The 17,474-nt window shown below is 62.8% G+C and carries 18 protein-coding genes; 10 read left to right on the forward strand and 8 right to left on the reverse strand.

From position 1 onward, the window contains the following. The first annotated feature begins 19 nt into the window (after positions 1 to 19). Entirely contained in the window at positions 20 to 1,060 is a 1,041-nt protein-coding gene (locus PTE31013_RS16360; protein ID WP_150613836.1) for an asparaginase, read from the forward strand. 124 nt (positions 1,061 to 1,184) lie between these two features. On the opposite strand, the gene glxR is transcribed toward PTE31013_RS16360, so the two are convergent. The 3 genes from glxR to gcl all read right to left on the reverse strand — a co-directional run bounded on the left by glxR (position 1,185) and on the right by gcl (position 5,019). Further along, complete coding sequence (gene glxR, locus PTE31013_RS16365) at positions 1,185 to 2,087, reverse strand: 2-hydroxy-3-oxopropionate reductase (RefSeq protein ID WP_281351822.1); 903 nt, start codon at positions 2,085 to 2,087, stop codon at positions 1,185 to 1,187. 216 nt (positions 2,088 to 2,303) lie between these two features. Then, positions 2,304 to 3,095, reverse strand: coding sequence for a hydroxypyruvate isomerase (gene hyi / locus PTE31013_RS16370; RefSeq protein ID WP_150613838.1), 792 nt, complete (start codon positions 3,093 to 3,095; stop codon positions 2,304 to 2,306). 157 nt (positions 3,096 to 3,252) lie between these two features. Then, positions 3,253 to 5,019, reverse strand: a complete 1,767-nt coding sequence (gene gcl / locus PTE31013_RS16375) for a glyoxylate carboligase (protein ID WP_150613839.1) — start codon at positions 5,017 to 5,019, stop codon at positions 3,253 to 3,255. 129 nt (positions 5,020 to 5,148) lie between these two features. On the opposite strand from gcl, the gene PTE31013_RS16380 reads away from it, so the two are divergent. From PTE31013_RS16380 to PTE31013_RS16420, 9 genes are all read left to right on the forward strand, one after another. After that, positions 5,149 to 6,060 carry a LysR family transcriptional regulator gene (locus PTE31013_RS16380; RefSeq protein WP_150613840.1) on the forward strand — a complete coding sequence of 304 codons (912 nt, stop codon included), beginning with the start codon at positions 5,149 to 5,151 and terminating at the stop codon, positions 6,058 to 6,060. Between the two features lie 116 nt (positions 6,061 to 6,176). Further along, entirely contained in the window at positions 6,177 to 6,554 is a 378-nt protein-coding gene (gene rpsF / locus PTE31013_RS16385) for a 30S ribosomal protein S6 (RefSeq protein ID WP_150613841.1), read from the forward strand. A gap of 46 nt (positions 6,555 to 6,600) precedes the next feature. Beyond that, entirely contained in the window at positions 6,601 to 6,903 is a 303-nt protein-coding gene (priB, locus tag PTE31013_RS16390) for a primosomal replication protein N (protein WP_150613842.1), read from the forward strand. A gap of 2 nt (positions 6,904 to 6,905) precedes the next feature. Next, positions 6,906 to 7,187 carry a 30S ribosomal protein S18 gene (gene rpsR, locus PTE31013_RS16395; protein ID WP_017232288.1) on the forward strand — a complete coding sequence of 94 codons (282 nt, stop codon included), beginning with the start codon at positions 6,906 to 6,908 and terminating at the stop codon, positions 7,185 to 7,187. Between the two features lie 27 nt (positions 7,188 to 7,214). Next, positions 7,215 to 7,667, forward strand: a complete 453-nt coding sequence (gene rplI / locus PTE31013_RS16400; RefSeq protein WP_150613843.1) for a 50S ribosomal protein L9 — start codon at positions 7,215 to 7,217, stop codon at positions 7,665 to 7,667. A gap of 302 nt (positions 7,668 to 7,969) precedes the next feature. Beyond that, positions 7,970 to 9,337, forward strand: a complete 1,368-nt coding sequence (locus tag PTE31013_RS16405; protein ID WP_150613844.1) for a replicative DNA helicase — start codon at positions 7,970 to 7,972, stop codon at positions 9,335 to 9,337. Positions 9,338 to 9,451: 114 nt separating this feature from the next. Beyond that, positions 9,452 to 10,078, forward strand: coding sequence for a DUF47 domain-containing protein (locus PTE31013_RS16410; RefSeq protein WP_150613845.1), 627 nt, complete (start codon positions 9,452 to 9,454; stop codon positions 10,076 to 10,078). A 13-nt stretch (positions 10,079 to 10,091) separates the two neighbouring features. After that, entirely contained in the window at positions 10,092 to 11,102 is a 1,011-nt protein-coding gene (locus PTE31013_RS16415; RefSeq protein WP_150613846.1) for an inorganic phosphate transporter, read from the forward strand. A gap of 367 nt (positions 11,103 to 11,469) precedes the next feature. Continuing rightward, positions 11,470 to 11,733, forward strand: a complete 264-nt coding sequence (locus tag PTE31013_RS16420; protein WP_150613970.1) for a cupin domain-containing protein — start codon at positions 11,470 to 11,472, stop codon at positions 11,731 to 11,733. On the opposite strand, the gene PTE31013_RS16425 is transcribed toward PTE31013_RS16420, so the two are convergent. The 5 genes from PTE31013_RS16425 to PTE31013_RS16445 all read right to left on the reverse strand — a co-directional run bounded on the left by PTE31013_RS16425 (position 11,734) and on the right by PTE31013_RS16445 (position 17,470). Further along, positions 11,734 to 12,552, reverse strand: a complete 819-nt coding sequence (locus PTE31013_RS16425; protein WP_150613847.1) for a C40 family peptidase — start codon at positions 12,550 to 12,552, stop codon at positions 11,734 to 11,736. Between the two features lie 199 nt (positions 12,553 to 12,751). Further along, entirely contained in the window at positions 12,752 to 14,497 is a 1,746-nt protein-coding gene (locus tag PTE31013_RS16430; protein WP_150613848.1) for a PhoH family protein, read from the reverse strand. Positions 14,498 to 14,796: 299 nt separating this feature from the next. Next, a complete protein-coding gene (locus PTE31013_RS16435; protein ID WP_150613849.1) occupies positions 14,797 to 15,258 on the reverse strand; it encodes a peroxiredoxin in 462 nt (153 codons plus the stop codon). A gap of 59 nt (positions 15,259 to 15,317) precedes the next feature. Continuing rightward, a complete protein-coding gene (locus tag PTE31013_RS16440; protein WP_150613850.1) occupies positions 15,318 to 16,223 on the reverse strand; it encodes a polysaccharide deacetylase family protein in 906 nt (301 codons plus the stop codon). Positions 16,224 to 16,420: 197 nt separating this feature from the next. After that, positions 16,421 to 17,470, reverse strand: coding sequence for a bifunctional UDP-4-keto-pentose/UDP-xylose synthase (locus tag PTE31013_RS16445; RefSeq protein ID WP_150613851.1), 1,050 nt, complete (start codon positions 17,468 to 17,470; stop codon positions 16,421 to 16,423). Positions 17,471 to 17,474: the final 4 nt, after the last annotated feature.

Genomic DNA, 17,474 nt, shown 5'->3' on the forward strand with positions numbered 1-17,474 from the left:
ATTGGATACAATCAATGCCATGACTTCGACCTCATTCAACCCGATTCCCCACTACACCGTGTCCTCGGGCGATCTGCCGCGCATCGCGCTGCTCGCCACGGGCGGCACGATCGCGGGCAGCGCGGCCGACGCGACGCGCACCGCCGGTTATCAGGCCGGGGCGCTCGGTGTCCAGGACCTGCTCGCGGCGGTCCCGGCGCTGGGCAGCGTTGCGCATATCCACGCGGAGCAGGTCGCTCAGATCGATAGCAAGGACATGAGCGTGGCGCTGTGGCAGAAGCTGGCCGCTCGCGTGAACGCCTTGCTCTCGCAGCCCGACGTGGCCGGTGCGGTGATCACCCACGGCACCGATACGCTCGAAGAAACGGCGTACTACCTCCATCTGACGGTCAACAGTCGCAAGCCGGTGGTGCTGACCGCGGCGATGCGGCCCGCGACGGCGCTCTCGGCCGACGGCCCGCTCAACCTGCTCAACGCCGTGCGCGTGGCCACCGACCCGATTTCGGCCGGACGTGGCGTGATGGTGGCCGTCAACAACCAGATTCATTGCGCGCGCGACGTCATCAAGACGAGTACCTACAAGGTCGACGCGTTTCACTCGCCGGAGATCGGCTTGCTCGGCTGGGTGCAGGACGAGCGCGTGGCGTTTCAACGCGCGGCGTTGCAGTATCACACCGTCGAGAGCGAGTTCGTCGGACTCTCGGGCGAGCTGCCGGCCGTGGAAGTGGTGTCGAGTTATGCGGGTGTGTCGCGGATCGCCGTCGACGCCCTGGTAGAAGCCGGCGTGCAGGGCATCGTGGTCGCGGGCACGGGCAACGGCTCGCTGCATTCATTGCTGCAACAGGCGCTGGCCGAGGCCGTGCAGCGCGGCGTGACGGTCGTGCGTGCGGCACGCGTGGGCAGTGGGCACGTCATGCATAACGGCGCGGCGCCCGACGATCAGTACGGCTTCGTGAGCGCAGGCAACCTGCACCCGTTCAAGGCGCGCGTGCTGCTGATGCTGGCCTTGCAGGCCGGCGTGGCGCATGAGCGGATGCAGAGCCTGTTTGACGAGTATTGATCCAAGGCGTCGGCGCGTAAAAATCGGCCTTCAAAATATACGGGCGCCGGACCTTGCGGCCCGGCGCCCGTTGTCGTCCATCGCCTCTCCCTGATGGCCTGACGCGCCTTACGCGGTCAATGCTTTACGCCACCGTATGGTTGGCCAGCATTTCCAGTGCGCGCACCATGCCCGAGTGATCCCACGCGGCGCCGCCGTTCGCGGCACACGCGTTGAACAGCTCCTGGCACGTGGCCGTGTTCGGCAGCGACACGCCGAGGGCCTTGGCGCTCTGCAGCGCCAAATTCAGATCCTTCTGGTGCAGGGCAATCCGGAAGCCCGGTTCGAAGTTGCGCTTGACCATGCGCTCGCCGTGCACTTCGAGAATGCGCGACGACGCGAAGCCACCCATCAGCGCCTCACGCACCTTGGCCGGATCGGCACCCGCCTTCGACGCGAACAGCAGGGCCTCGCCCACGGCTTCGATCGTCAGCGCGACCACGATCTGGTTGGCGACCTTGCAGGTCTGGCCAGCGCCACTCTCGCCGACGAGCGTGATGTTCTTGCCCATCAGCTCGAAGAACGGCTTCACATCGTCGAACGCCGCTTGCGAGCCGCCGACCATGATCGACAGCGTGCCGGCCTTCGCACCGACTTCGCCGCCCGAGACCGGGGCGTCGAGGTACTCGCAACCCAGTGCCTTGACCTTCTTGGCGTATTCCTTCGTTTCGATCGGCGAGATGGAACTCATGTCGACGACGATCTTGCCTGCCGACAGGCCTTCGGCGAGGCCGTCCTGACCGAACAGGACAGCGCCCACGTCGGGGGTATCCGGCACCATCACGAAGACGATGTCGGCACGCTTGGCGACTTCCTTGGCCGACGTGCAGACCGTGGCCTGACCGTCGATCAGGTCTTGCGGGGGCGTGCGGCGCTCATACAGGAACAGCTTGTGACCGGCGTTCTGCAGATGCTTCGCCATCGGCGCGCCCATGATGCCAAGACCAATGAAACCGAGTTGTGCCATTTCGAGACTCCTTGTTGCCAAAGTGTGAGTTTTTGTCGCTGACGCCCGGACGAGCGGGGCGGTGATGCCGTGTCATGTCCCCCGTGCTCCGGCCGCATGCCCCCTGCACGCGGCCGGCGGGGCCCTTCCTCGTCGAAACCCGGTCAGCCGGCGCACCGCCAAGGGCGGATGCGCCTTCGTTTCGTCCGCACGCCACCGGGGGAGGTGCCGTGCGGCGCGTATGGGGGAGCGCAGGAATTACGCCGCTTCGCGCATGCCCGCTGCCTTGAACCAGCCGAGGCCCTCGGTCGTGGTGGTGGCGGGCTTGTACTCGCAGCCGATCCAGCCCGTGTAGCCGATGCGATCGAGGAACGCGAACAGATAGGGGTAGTTGATCTCGCCCGTGCCCGGCTCGTTGCGGCCCGGGTTATCCGCCAGTTGCACGTGGGCGATGCGCGCCAGATTCGTCTCGATGGTCTTGGCGAGTTCGCCTTCCATGCGCTGCATGTGATAGATGTCGTACTGCAGGAACAGGTTGTCCGAGCCAACCGCGTCGAAAATCTCCAGTGCCTGCTTCGTGCGGTTCACGAAGAAGCCGGGAATGTCGTACGTGTTGATCGGCTCGACCAGCAGCCGGATGCCTTCGGCCTTGAGCGCATCGGCGGCGAAGCGCAGGTTGGACACGAGCGTGTCTTGCGCGACTTGCGTCGACAGGTCCGCGCCTTGCTTGCCCACGAGGCAGTTCAGTTGCTTTACGCCCAGCGCCTTGGCGTAGGTGATGGCTTCGCCCACGCCGTCGCGGAATTCGGCCACGCGATCAGGGAAGATCGCAATGCCGCGCTCGCCCGCATCCCAGTTACCGGCAGGCAGGTTGTGCAGTACGAGGTCGAGCTGGTACTGGTTCAGCTTGTCAGCGATCTGGTCGCGATGAAACGCGTACGGGAACAGGAACTCCACGCCGCGAAAGCCCGCTGCGGCGGCCGCCTTGAAGCGGTCGAGGAACGGCACCTCGTTGAACAGCATGGTCAGATTGGCGGCAAATTTCGGCATTGCGCTGACTCCTCTTTCTCTCTTTTAGGGGGTGGTTTCGACGATTTCGATGTCAGGGTGTTGCGAGGTTGCGGAGCGCCTGCCTTGGGACGGTCAAGGGGTCTAGCCGAGAGCGCAGGGGACGCAAGCGCCCCGCAAACCGTTTTGCAGCGTTGACTTACGCCGACACTGCGTTGTCTTCTTCCACGACGTCGATGATTTCCTCGAACTCGTTGACGTTGTCGATCTCGGTGCCCATCGCAATGTTGGTCACACGCTCGAGAATCACTTCCACGATCACCGGCACGGAGAACTCGGCCATCAACTTGCGGGCCTGGGCAAACGCGGGCTGGATGTCGTTCGGCTGGAACACACGGATCGCCTTCACGCCGAGGCCTTCGGCCACCTTCACGTGATCGACGCCATAACCGTTGACCTCCGGCGAGTTCACGTTCTCGAACGCGAGCTGCACGCAGTAGTCCATGTCGAAGTTGCGCTGCGCCTGGCGGATCAGGCCCAGGTACGAGTTGTTCACGACCACGTGGATGTACGGCACCTTGAACTGCGCGGCCACGGCCAGCTCTTCGATCATGAACTGGAAGTCGTAGTCACCCGAGATCGCCACCACGTCCGACGACGGCGAGGCAACCTTCGCACCGATGGCGGCCGGCACCGTCCAGCCCAACGGACCTGCCTGGCCGCAGTTGATCCAGTGGCGCGGCTTGTTCACGTGCAGGAACTGCGCGGCGGCGATCTGCGACAGACCGATGGTCGAGACGTAACGCACATCCCGGCCGAAGAACGCGTTCATCTCCTGGTACACGCGCTGCGGCTTGATCGGCACCTGATCGAAGTCCGAGCGGCGCAGCATGGTGCGCTTGCGCTTCTGGCAGTCGGCCACCCATTGCGCACGATCCGGCAGGCGACCGGCGGCCTTCAGTTCCTTGGCGACTTCCACGAACAGGGTGAGCGCGGCCTTGGCGTCGGAGACGATGCCGTAGTCCGGGCCGAACACGCGGCCGATTTGCGTCGGCTCGATGTCGACGTGCACGAACTTGCGGCCCTTGGTGAACACATCGACGCTGCCCGTGTGGCGATTGGCCCAGCGGTTGCCGATCCCCATCACGAAGTCCGAGGCCAGCATCGTCGCATTGCCGAAGCGGTGCGAGGTCTGCAGGCCGACCATGCCGGCCATGAGCGGATGGTCGTCGGCGATGGTGCCCCAACCCATGAGCGTGGGCACGACCGGCACGTTTACCGTCTCGGCGAACTCGACGAGCAGGTCGGCGGCGTCGGCATTGATCACGCCGCCGCCCGAGACGATCAGCGGGCGCTCCGAGGCGACCAGCATCTGGATGGCTTTCTCGATCTGGGCACGCGTGGCCGCGGGCTTGTACACCGGCAGCGGTTCGTAGGTGTCCGGATCGAATTCGATCTCGGCGACCTGCACGTCGAACGGCAGGTCGATGAGCACCGGACCCGGACGGCCCGAGCGCATCAGGTGGAACGCCTGCTGGAACACGCGCGGCACGAGCGCGGGCTCGCGCACCGTCACGGCCCACTTGGTGACCGGCTTGGCGATCGACTCGATGTCGACGGCCTGGAAGTCTTCCTTGTACAGACGGGCGCGCGGGGCCTGGCCGGTGATGCACAGGATGGGGATCGAATCGGCCCAGGCCGAGTACAGGCCGGTAATCATGTCGGTGCCCGCCGGACCCGAGGTGCCGATGCACACACCGATATTGCCGGCTTCGGCGCGGGTGTACCCTTCGGCCATGTGAGACGCGCCCTCGACGTGGCGTGCGAGCACGTGCTCCACGCTACCGGCCTTGCGCATTGCCGAATAGAACGGGTTGATGGCGGCACCGGGCACACCGAATGCGGTGGTAATACCTTCTTTCTCGAGCACTCGGATTGCGGCCTCTACGGCGGTCATCTTGGCCATGTGACGTCTCCAATGGGTAAATGGGTAATGAGTCAATGCGTTGGAGGTCACTTTAAGCCGGTACGATTTGTTTGATAAGATCACAAAAGATCGTTTTTTTAAGAACAAAAAGTATCGAATGGAGGGGCGATGGACCGTTTCAAACAGATCGAAACCTTCGTGCAGGTGGCCGAAGCGGGCAGTCTGGCCGCAGCGGCCCTCAAGGAGGGGGTCTCGCCGGTGATCCTCGGGCGGCGCATCGACGCGCTCGAAAAGCGCCTCGGCATCAAGCTCATGTACCGCTCGACGCGGCGGCTTGCGTTATCGGAAGAGGGCGGCGCGTTCCTGGAACGTTGCAAGCAGTTGCTCGGCGACTGGGAGATGGCCGAGAACGAAATCAGCGCGGGGCGTCACGCCGTCTCGGGGCACCTGATTGTCTCGGCCCCGGCGGCGTTCGGGCGCAAGCACGTCGCGCCACATGCGCCGGCGTTCCTGCGCCTGCACCCCGAGGTGCAGATTTCGTTCAACCTGACCGACCGTGTGGTCGATCTCGTGCGCGAGGGGTATGACATGGGCATTCGCATCGGCGGCTCGGTCGACCCGAATTTCGTGGCGGTCAAACTCGCCCAGAATCGGCGTGTGGTGTGCGGCACGCCGGCGTATTTCGCCCGCTACGGCCGTCCGAAGACGCTGGAGGACCTGGCCAGACACAACTGCCTCGCATTCAACTTGCAGGGCGGACAGCAGCGCGGTTGGTACTTCAAGCGCCAGGGCAAGCTCGTGACGATTCGCGTGACGGGCAGCCTGGATTGCAACGACGGGGAGTTGCTGCACCGCTGGTCGCTGGAGGGGATCGGGCTGGGCTGGCGCTCGACGTGGGAGATCCAGCGCGAATTGCTCTCCGGCGAGCTGGAGACCGTGCTCGACGAGTACGCGCTACCCGACTACGACATCCTCGCGGTGTATCCGCAGCAGCGTTTCCAGCCCGCGCGGGTGCGTCTTTTCATCGAGCAATTGCGGCAGATCTACGCCCGTCCGAACTACTGGCTGGAGAACACCTGACCGCCGGCGATCGGGCGGTAGTTGATGATCGACGTGAAATCCGCTAGAATCGCGTGTTCTGCAACCTTGCTGCACTGGTTTTGACGCCCGGGCGGCTTTGTCCATAAGGAGCTTATATGCGTCATTATGAAATCGTATTTATCGTTCACCCCGATCAGAGCGAGCAGGTGCCTGCGATGATCGAGCGCTACAAGAGCATGGTGACGGCCAAGGCCGGTCAGATCCATCGCGTCGAAGACTGGGGCCGTCGTCAACTGGCCTACATGATCGAGAAGCTGGCGAAGGCTCACTACGTCTGCATGAACATCGAATGCGACCAGGAAACCCTGGACGAGCTGGAACACGCATTCAAGTTCAACGACGCCGTGCTGCGTCACCTCGTCGTTCGCATGAAGAAGGCCGAGACCGCACCGTCGCCGATGATGAAGGAAGTGGCCCGCGAAGAAGCCAAGAAGGCTGCCGCGACGCCCGCGACCGAAGCCGTCGCTTCGTAAGTAGCGCACCGGAACGCACCAGGGCGCCAACGGAGACGTCGACCGCGTGAATCGCTTACGGCTCGAAGCCAGCATTGTCGAAATCGGCACGCTGCGCTATACCCCAGCCGGGCTTCCCGTGATCGATGTCACGCTGGCCCACGCGGGAACGGCCGAAGAGGCGGGTGTGGCCCGTCAGGTCGAGTTCTCGTTGCCAGCCGTTGCGATCGGTCCCCTCAGTGCCAAAGTCATGGCGTTGGGACTCGAGAAACCGGCCCAGTGGGCTGGGTTTCTGGCCAAGAAGCATCGCAATAGCCGCACCCTGGTGTTTCACATCACAGCATTGCAAGTATTTGAAAAGGATTGTTGAACATGCCGCGTCCTAACGGTAAAAACAAGAAGTTTGATCGCCGCCGCCAACAGCAAAACCCGCTGTTCAAGCGCAAGAAGTTCTGCCGCTTCACCGTCGCTGGTGTTGACCAGATCGATTACAAGGATATCGAGACGCTGAAGGACTTCATCGGCGACAACGGCAAGATTACCCCGGCTCGCCTGACGGGCACCAAGGCGCATTACCAGCGCCAGCTCGATACGGCCATCAAGCGCGCGCGTTTCCTCGCGCTGATGCCGTACACCGATCTGCACGGTGCTTAATCGCCAGTCGACGAAGGAGAATAGATAATGCAAGTGATTCTGCTGGATAAGGTCGTCAACTTGGGTAACCTGGGCGACATCGTGAAGGTCAAGGACGGTTTCGCACGTAACTTCCTGATCCCGACGAAGAAGGCTCGCCGCGCCACCAAGGACGCGATCGCCGAGTTCGAAGTTCGCCGCGCCGAACTGGAAAAGGCTGCCGCCGAGAAGCTGGCTGCCGCACAAGGCGAAGGCGAAAAGCTGTCGGGCCTGACCGTGCAAATCTCGCAGAAGGCCGGCGTTGACGGCCGTCTGTTCGGTTCGGTCACCAACTTCGACATCGCCGAAGCCCTGGCTACCCAAGGTTTCAAGGTCGAGAAGATGCAAGTGCGCCTGCCGAACGGCCCGCTCAAGACCGTGGGTGACTTCCCGGTTCAAGTGGCGCTGCACACGGACGTCGTCGTCGACGTGAACGTGTCGGTGCTGGGCGAGCACGCCTAAGCGATATCCGCGTCAGCTTCCCGACGCGAACAAAAAACGGAAGTCGGTCCGCCGGCTTCCGTTTTTTTTATGCCTGTCCCTTCTGTCGTGTCGGCTGCCGGATGGCTCGATGGCCGTGCACATGCCAGTCTATGCCGGCCGTATCACGGTCGCGCACTCCCTTTCACGTTCCTCTCGTTCGATAGCGCCGCCTTATGTTGCCCCCAGGGAAACTGCTGAACAAAACACGTTCGGAAAAATCGCCGCGCAAGCGGGATTTCGCCGGGTCGGACCGAGAACGCGGGAACGGTATAATGCCCGGCATGAACGCACCCGATCCCCAACTCGATTCCCTCAAAGTGCCGCCGCACTCCATCGAGGCGGAGCAATCCGTGCTCGGCGGGCTGCTGCTCGACAACGGGGCGTGGGATCGAATCGGCGACTTTCTGGCGGAATCGGATTTCTACCGCTACGACCACCGGCTCATCTATCAGCACATTGGCCGACTGATCGCCGGCGACCGACCTGCCGACGTGATTACCGTCTTCGAGTCGCTGACCTCCGCGGGCAAAGCCGAGGACGTGGGCGGGCTCGCCTATCTGAACGCGCTGGCACAGAACACGCCGAGTGCCGCGAACATCCGTCGTTACGCGGAAATCGTGCGGGACCGTGCAGTGTTGCGCAAGCTTGTCACGGTGGCCGACGAGATTGCCTCCGACGCCTTCAATCCGCAGGGCAGGGAAGTGCGCCAGATGCTCGACGAGGCCGAAGCGAAGGTGTTTGCCATCGCGGAAGAAGGCTCGCGCAGCACCAACGGCTTTCTTGAGTTGCAGCCGCTGCTCACGCAGGTCGTCGAGCGCATCGACGAGTTGTACCACCGCGAAGGCGGCAGCGACATCACCGGCATTCCGACGGGGTTCGTCGACCTGGATCGCATGACGTCGGGTTTCAACGGCGGCGACCTGATCATCGTGGCCGGCCGTCCTTCGATGGGTAAGACGACCTTCTCGATGAACATCGGCGAGCACGTCGCCGTGGAAGAGGGGTTGCCCGTCGCCGTGTTCTCGATGGAAATGCCGGGCACGCAGTTGGCCATGCGTATGCTGGGGTCGGTGGGCCGTCTCGATCAGCATCGGTTGCGTACCGGCAAGCTGGTCGACGAAGACTGGCCGAAGCTCACGCACGCCATGCAGAAGATGAACGAGACGCAGCTTTTCGTCGACGAGACGCCTGCGCTCAATCCGATGGAGCTGCGCGCGCGAGCGCGTCGTCTGGCGCGTCAGTGCGGCAAGCTGGGGCTGATCATCATCGATTACCTCCAGTTGATGAGCGGGTCGGGCAACGGCGAAAACCGCGCGACGGAAATCTCGGAGATTTCGCGTTCGCTCAAAGGTCTGGCCAAGGAACTGAACGTGCCCGTGATCGCGCTCTCGCAGCTCAACCGTAGTCTTGAACAACGCCCGAACAAGCGTCCGGTCATGTCGGACTTGCGTGAATCGGGCGCCATCGAACAGGATGCCGACATTATCCTGTTCATCTATCGCGACGAAGTGTACAACCCCGATACGCCCGACAAAGGCACCGCCGAGATCATCATCGCCAAACAGCGTAACGGTCCTATCGGCCAGGTGCGCCTGGCGTTCATCGGCGCGTATACGAAGTTCGACAATCTGGCCGGCCCCCAATACTGACGCGTTGATTTCCACCCATTCGTAGGGGCGTGCGGTAACGCACGCCTGCAACGAGGTAGAATGTGACGTTTTTGTGTCGACCCGCCCCCAATTCATATCCGGAGTTTTCCAATAATGTTCGGTCGCTTCATGCCCACCGAGGGCAAGTTCTTTGAGCTGTTCAACCAGCACGCGGCGTGTATGGTTGCCGGCAGCCGCGAGCTGTCTGCCATGCTCAACGATCTGCCCAATGCCGAGGCACGCACCGTTGCCGTGCAGAACAACGAGAAGAAAGCGGATCGCATCACGCACGAGACCATCGACCTGATGCACAAGACGTTCATCACGCCGTTCGATCGCGACGAGATCCACAAGTTGATCAGCACGATGGACGACATCCTGGATCTGATGGAAGACGTGGCGACCGCCGTGTGGATGTACGACATCAAGAGCGTGCCGACCGAGGCGCGTACGCTGGGCGAAATCTGCGTGAAGTGCTGCGAGCGTGTGCAAAGCACCGTGGCGCTGCTCCACGACATGGATCGTGCCCGCGAGATCCTGAAGCTCTGCGAGGAAATCGACGGACTCGAATCGGACGCCGACCGCCTGTTGCGCGCCTCGCTCTCGAAGCTGTTTCGCGAAGAGTCCGACGTGAAGGAACTGATCAAGCAGAAGGCCGTGTCCGAATTGCTCGAATCGGTGACCGATAAGTGCGAGGACGTTGCCAACATCATCGAAGGCATTGTGCTGGAAAACGCCTGAGCGGAGACTTTCGATGGCAACGCTGCACATCAGCCTTTGGCTGATCGGACTGTTGGTCGCACTTGCGCTCCTGTTCGACTTCATGAACGGCTTTCACGACGCCGCCAACTCGATCGCCACGGTGGTCTCGACGGGCGTGCTCAAGCCGCACCAGGCGGTGGCTTTCGCCGCCATGTTCAACGTGATCGCACTGTTCATCTTTCACCTGAAAGTCGCGGCCACGGTGGGCAAGGGGACGGTTCACCCCGAGATCGTCGATCACTATGTGATCTTTGGCGCCCTTGTCGGGGCGATCGCGTGGAACGTGATCACCTGGCACTACGGCATTCCGTCGAGTTCGTCGCACGCGCTGATCGGCGGTTTGGTCGGCGCCGCGGTGGCCAAGGCAGGCACGGGGGCGCTCGTCACGAGCGGTCTGCTGCAAACGGTTGCATTCATTTTCATCTCGCCGCTGCTCGGTTTCGTGCTTGGTTCGTTCTTCATGCTGCTGGTGTCCTGGCTGTTTTTCCGCACGCCACCCGCGCGCGTGGATCGCTGGTTCCGCCGCTTGCAACTGGTTTCGGCCGGCATGTACAGCCTGGGACACGGCGGTAACGACGCGCAGAAAACCATCGGCATCATCTGGATGCTGCTGATTGCCGCGGGCATGTGGCCGCAAGAAGCCGCGGAACCGCCGCTGTGGGTGATCGTGGGGTGCTACCTGGCGATCGGTCTGGGCACGATGTTCGGTGGCTGGCGTATCGTGCGCACGATGGGGCAGAAGATCACCAAGCTCAAGCCGGTCGGTGGTTTCTGTGCCGAAACGGGCGGGGCGTTCACGCTGTTCTTCGCGTCCTGGCTTGGTGTGCCGGTCTCGACTACGCACACCATCACCGGGGCCATCGTGGGCGTTGGTGCCACGCGCAAGCTCTCGGCGGTGCGTTGGGGAGTGGCGGGCAACATCGTGTGGGCATGGGTGCTGACAATACCGGCGTCGGCGTTCATTGCCGCGATCGCCTGGTGGGTCGGCAAGCAGATCCTGTGATCCGGGCTCGGCGGGCGACCCGTTTCATGACGGTGTAACCCGCCCGGGCAACGAAAAAAGCGGCGTCAGCCGCTTTTTTTGTGTGCTTCGGCCGTCCATGGACGGTATGACGACATTGACAGGCCATATCGGCGCGATCGAGAGAATCAATTTCAATAGCCAATTGCGATTAATTATTATTTGTTCATAGTGTTTAATCGAGCCCCTGGGAGGCTAACATGAAGGCATTGATCCATCGTTGTCTGCATCGTCGTCCGGTGTCCACGCTGGTGGGCGTGGCGATCAACGTCGGCGGCGCCGCGACGCTGCTTGCGCATCTGCGCTGACCCAGAGACACCCTTCAATCCATCGTCGACACGGCATGCCCATGCAACGCGACGCATTCGAACGAGAACTGTCCCACGAAGGCTTCACGCAGCAGGTGACGGTGACCCGCGCGGCGGGCGAACTCGAGACGCATACGCATCCCTTTGAGGCGAAGGCGTTGATTCTCTCCGGTGAGCTCGCCATCCGTGTGGGCGACAACGAGCGCGTGTATCGCGAGGGTGATGTCTTCCATCTGGGCGCCGATGAAGCTCACGCGGAGCGTTATGGCCCGGCAGGCGTGCAGTATCTCGTCGGCAGGAAGTGATTACATCGAGCTGTTGGCGAAGCGGGCGATCGGGTCGTCGTCCTGCGCGGCCGGGGCGGCGAGATTGGCCGTGCGGCTTGGCGCCGAGACCTGTGGCGTTTCCATCGGCGACGGTGTCGCCGCGGTAAGCGGCCGGTTCGGTGCCGGGTTCATCGGTTCGACAGGCTCGCCGGTCGGCGCGACTGCCGCGGGTGTCCGGGCAAGCGAGGCCGGCGCCGAGCGATTCACATACGTCGTATTGCCTGCGGGGGCCTTGTTGGCCGCTACGCGTCTAACCCCATCGATCCGGCGCGCCCAATACGGAATGTAGAGACTCTCCAGGCGCACCGTTCCCCCTGTGTTCGGCGCGTGTACGAACTGCCCCTGACCCACGTAGATGCCCACGTGCGAGTGGGCGCGCCCTGTCGTGTTGAAGAAGATGAGATCGCCCGAGGCGAGGTCGTCGCGCGCCAGCGGTGTGCCAACACCGCTCATGTCGGCCGCCGTGCGGGGCAGGTTCACACCGGCAGCGCGCGCCACGACATAGCGCACGAGGCCGCTGCAATCGAAACCGGAATCCGGGGTATTGCCGCCGTAGCGGTAAGGAATGCCAACGAGGCTCATCGCTTCGAGCGTGATTTCCTCCTGACCTGCGCTGCGCTCGGGGCCCATCGTACGGTTGCCGTAATTCGCACCGCCGCCCTGTCGGATCGACGGACCCGATGAACAGGCGGCGACCAGCAACGTGAGCGCCAACGCGCCTGCGCAACGGCCCCACGCGTTCGGCAGGACTGCCGGATGCGTCACGTCGCGAGCAATGAGGCGAGAGAGTAGTCGCATGCGCCGAGTTTACGACGCTTACGGGGCCGATGCATCGCAAAAGTGCCGAAATGGGGGCGTTCCGTGGCATCGACGTCACAAATCAGCGAAATCCCGGGCGATGTTGTGGTCGGTGCGCCGCCCCGGCGGCAACAAAAAACGGCGCCCGAAGGCGCCGTCTTGGCGAGCCGGGAGGCTCGCTGTCCGCTGTCAGCAGACCTCAGAGAATTTCTGCTGCGTAGTCGGCCAGGCGCGAACGTTCACCACGCGCGAGCGTGATGTGCCCACTGTGTCCCCATCCCTTGAATCGATCCACCACATAGGTGAGCCCCGAACTGCCTTCGGTCAGGTACGGCGTATCGATCTGCGCGATGTTGCCCAGGCAGATCAGCTTGGTCCCGGGGCCGGCGCGCGTGACGAGTGTCTTCATCTGCTTCGGCGTGAGGTTCTGCGCCTCGTCGATGATGACGAACTTGTTCACGAACGTACGGCCGCGCATGAAGTTCATGCTCTTGACCTTGAGTCGTGAGCGAATCAGTTCCTGCGTGGCTGCACGCCCCCATTCGCCTGCGGAATCGTCGGTCTTTTGCAGCACTTCGAGGTTGTCGTCGAAGGCGCCCATCCACGGTTGCATCTTTTCTTCCTCGGTGCCTGGCAGGAAGCCGATATCTTCACCGACGGGCACGGTCGCGCGCGTGATGATGATTTCGTTGTAGCGCTTCTCGTCGAGCGTTTGCGCCAGCCCGGCGGCGAGCGCCAGCAGCGTCTTGCCGGTACCGGCCTGTCCGAGCAGCGTGATGAAGTCGACTTCGGGATTCATCAGCAGGTTCAGCGCGAAGTTCTGCTCGCGGTTGCGTGCCGTGATGCCCCACACATTGTTCTTGTGGTGCCCATAGTCGCGCAGCGTTTGCAGCAGGGCTGTCTTGCCGTTGATCTCGCGAACCTGCGCGTAGAAGGGGGCCTCGCCGTTGTTGGTTTCCAGGTAGACGAACTGGTTGATCAGGAAGCTCGCGCAGAGCGGCCCGGTAATGCGATAGAACGTAGTGCCGGTGCGGTTGTCCTGCCAGCTCTCCATGCCCTTCCCGTGCTTGGTCCAGAAGTCCGGCGGCAGGGGCATCACGCCCGAGTAGAGCAGATCGCTGTCCTCGAGCACCTTGTCGTTGAAGTAATCTTCCGCGGGCAGGCCGAGCGCATGCGCCTTGACGCGCATGTTGATGTCCTTCGACACCAGCACGACCTGACGATCGCGGAACTTGTCCTGCAATGCGCGCACGACGCCGAGAATCTGATTGTCGGCCTTGCCCTGCGGCAACCCGTCGAGCGGCGGCACGTCGGACAGGTCGGTCTGGAAGTACAGGCGACCCGTGGCGTCCTTGTTGCCGAGTCGCGAGAGGAGGATGCCTTCGGCCATCGAATTCGTGCCGCTCTCGGCGACGAGCCCGTCAAGCGTGCGGCTCACCTGACGCGCATTGCGCGCCACTTCCGACATGCCCTTCTTGTGGTTGTCCAACTCTTCCAACGTCATCATCGGCAGATAGACGTCGTGCTCTTCGAAGCGGAACAGGCTGCTCGGGTCGTGCATGAGCACGTTCGTGTCGAGCACGAAGAGCTTGGCCGGTTCCTGGTCCTTGACGCGCGCGCGTCTCGACCCCGTGCCCGCCGCTGCCGCCGGCTTCACGGCCTTGAGAGACGGTGCGGCACCGTTCGACTCGGCCGCCGGGGGCGCCTGCGGCGAACGTGCCGCAGGCGACATCGGTGCTGTCGTCTGCGGTGCCGTTGCGGGTTTGGGGACGACCTTCAATTCGGCCGTGCCGGCACCCGTGGCACCGGCCGTCTCACCCAGTGCGAGTTGTTCAGACGAGGGAATCGGTTTCTTGGCCTCCGTGCGCGAAGGTTTGAGGCGAGTGGGGAATTGTTCCGGGGCAAGCAGCGAGCCCGGTTTGGTCGGCGCCGATGGCAATGGCATAGATTTCCCGTTCAAGAAAACACAACACGACTCGGCCGGGACAGGCAGCGGTACCCCACGTCCCGGCAACAAAAAAGCCGCCTGCCCGGACGCACCGGAGAGGCGGCTTGGCTGAAGGCGCCGCCGTGGCGACGCCTGCAATAGTCTCGTTCAATGCGCTTCATCATTACGGCCGACTATAACGTCTCTTGCCGTGCTTGTATAGCGCCGAATGTATGCGTTGGCAGTCGCGATCGGCCCGCGCGCAACACCGCGCGGAATCGTGCTCGCGCGGGCTCCGCGACGGCGCCCGCGCAGGGTCAGATTGCCTGCACGGCACTCAACACTTCGGCAACGTGATCGGGCACGCGCACGCTGCGCCATGCGTTGCGCAACACGCCCTTCTCGTCGATCAGGAATGTGCTGCGTTCGATCCCCAGATGTTCTTTGCCATACAGTTTTTTCAGCTTGATGACACCGAACAATTGGCAGACGGCTTCGTCGCCGTCCGAGATCAGCGGGAAGGGCAGATCCAGCTTTCGCTGGAAATTTTCATGCGAGCGCAGGCTGTCACGCGACACGCCGACGATTTGCGCTCCGGCGGCCTGGAACTGGGCGTAGTTGTCGCGGAAGTTCATGCCTTCCGTCGTGCAGCCGGGGGTGTTGTCCTTCGGGTAAAAATAGATCACCACCTTCTGGCCGCGATGCGCCTTGAGCGAAAAATCGCCGCCGGTGGCCGGTGCGGTGAAATCGGGCACGGGGGTGTCGATGGCTACCGTCACTATGGTCTCCTTGGGTGGCCTTTGCCAGGCCGGAACGGGGAAGTGGGTCGAAAACGGACTCAGGCCGTGGCCTGGCCCTCGAGAATCAGATCGCCCGAGCGGCCCGGAATTTCGCCCCACACGACGGGATGCGCCGGTAGCGAGGCGAGATCGAGCGTCTCGTAGTATTGGCCCATTGTCACCAGGCCATGTCCCTGGCGACGCCACCCGGCGAGCAATTGACGGAACAGCGGGGCCAGCTTCTGACCTTCGAGTTCTGCGTGAAGGGTGAACACGTGATCTTGCGCCGGATCGCGGGTCAGGGCAAGCAGATGCTCGGCCACGCCGTGGATGTCGCGACCATCGATGCCCAGCAACTCGTCGACCGTCGGCAGTGTCGTCGGCATCTGCACATGCTGCAGGCGCACGCCATCGACGATCGGGTAGTGCGGGGCGGTGCCGCGTCCGTCCGACGCATACTTCATGCCCCAGGCATCGATCTGCCGAAACGCGTGTGAATTCATCTGCCAGCCGGCTGCGCCATGCGTGGGCGGCGAGGCTCCGAAGACCTGGATGAAGCGCGCATGGGCCTGCGACATCTGTCGTTGCGTCCAGGCCGCATCGCGCGTGCGCACGTTGTCTTGCCAATACGTGTGATCCCACGTGTGGATGCCGGTCTCGTGATTCGCGTCCCGCACCATGCGCATGACGTCGGCGGCGCGCCGCCCGATGTCCGGGCCGGGGAGCAACGTGCCATACATGAGCGTCTTGAAGCCGTAATGCTCGACCACCGACGTGCGTGAGACCTTCTTCAGAAAACCGGGACGGAAGACGCGCTTGAGCGCCCAACCGGTGTGGTCCGGCCCGAGGCTGAACAGGAACGTCGCTTGCGCCTCATGCTCCGCGAGTGCCGCGAGCAGATTGGGCACGCCTTCGCGCGTGCCGCGCAGGGTGTCGACGTCGATCTTCAGGACAATGTTGGCCATAGCCGCCCTTGAATGAGGTATCGCGACGACCGCGTGCGATATCCTGGACTGCGAAACAAACTACCGAGTCAAAAACGCCCGATGTGCCGAGGGCGCACCGGGCGTGCAATACGATGGGCGGCAACGGGCAATGCGCGGCCCGTAACGCCCAGATGGCAGGCCGGACGGCTGAGCCCGGACCTTGCCCCTGATGTCGCTTACTCGACCTCGACCAGACGGCGAGCTTCGGCGACATGGCCACGATACGCTTCGAAAATCTTGCGCAGCGCATCGTCCATCGACGTGGTGGGGGCCCAGTCGAGTTCCTGCATGGTGTTCTCGATCTTCGGTACGCGGTTCTGCACGTCCTGGTAGCCGTTGCCGTAGTACGCGCCCGACGAGGTCTCGACGAGCTGAACCTTCTTGGCCGTCTCGGCGTACTCGGGGAATTCGGCCGCCAGCTTGAGCATCATGTTGGCCAGCTCGCGCACCGAGAAGTTGTTCGCGGGGTTGCCGATGTTGTAGATCTTGCCGCTGGCGATCTTGTCCTTGTTGTCGATGATGCGCACCAGGGCGTCGATACCGTCGTCAATGTCGGTAAAGGCGCGCTTCTGGTTGCCGCCGTCGACCAGGCTGATGTTCTCGCCGCGAGCGATGTGGCCGAGGAATTGCGTGACCACGCGCGACGACCCTTCCTTCGGCGTGTAGATCGAGTCGAGACCGGCGCCGATCCAGTTGAACGGACGGAACAGCGAGAAGTTCAGGCCTTCCTGCATGCCATAGCCCCAGATCACACGATCCATGAGCTGTTTCGAGCAGGCATAGATCCAGCGCGGCTTGTTGATCGGGCCGTAGATCAGCGGCGAGTTTTCCGGATCGAACTCGCTGTCGGTGCACATGCCGTAGACCTCGGAGGTCGACGGGAAGACCAGGTGCTTGCCGTACTTCACGGCTGAGCGCACGATCGGCAGGTTCGCCTCGAAGTCGAGTTCGAACACACGCAGCGGGGCCTTCACGTAGGTGGCCGGCGTGGCGATGGCGACGAGCGGCAGGATCACGTCGCACTTGCGCACGTGGTACTCGACCCACTCCTTGTTGATCGTGATGTCACCTTCGAAGAAGTGCATGCGCTCGTGATTGATCAAATCGCCAAGGCGATCGGTGAGCATGTCCATGCCATAAACTTCCCAGTCGGTCGTCTCCAGGATGCGCTTCGACAGATGGTGGCCGATGAACCCGTTGACACCGAGAATCAGGACTTTTTTCATATTG

The organism is Pandoraea terrigena, assembly GCF_902459705.1.
GTDB classification, from domain to species: domain Bacteria; phylum Pseudomonadota; class Gammaproteobacteria; order Burkholderiales; family Burkholderiaceae; genus Pandoraea; species Pandoraea terrigena.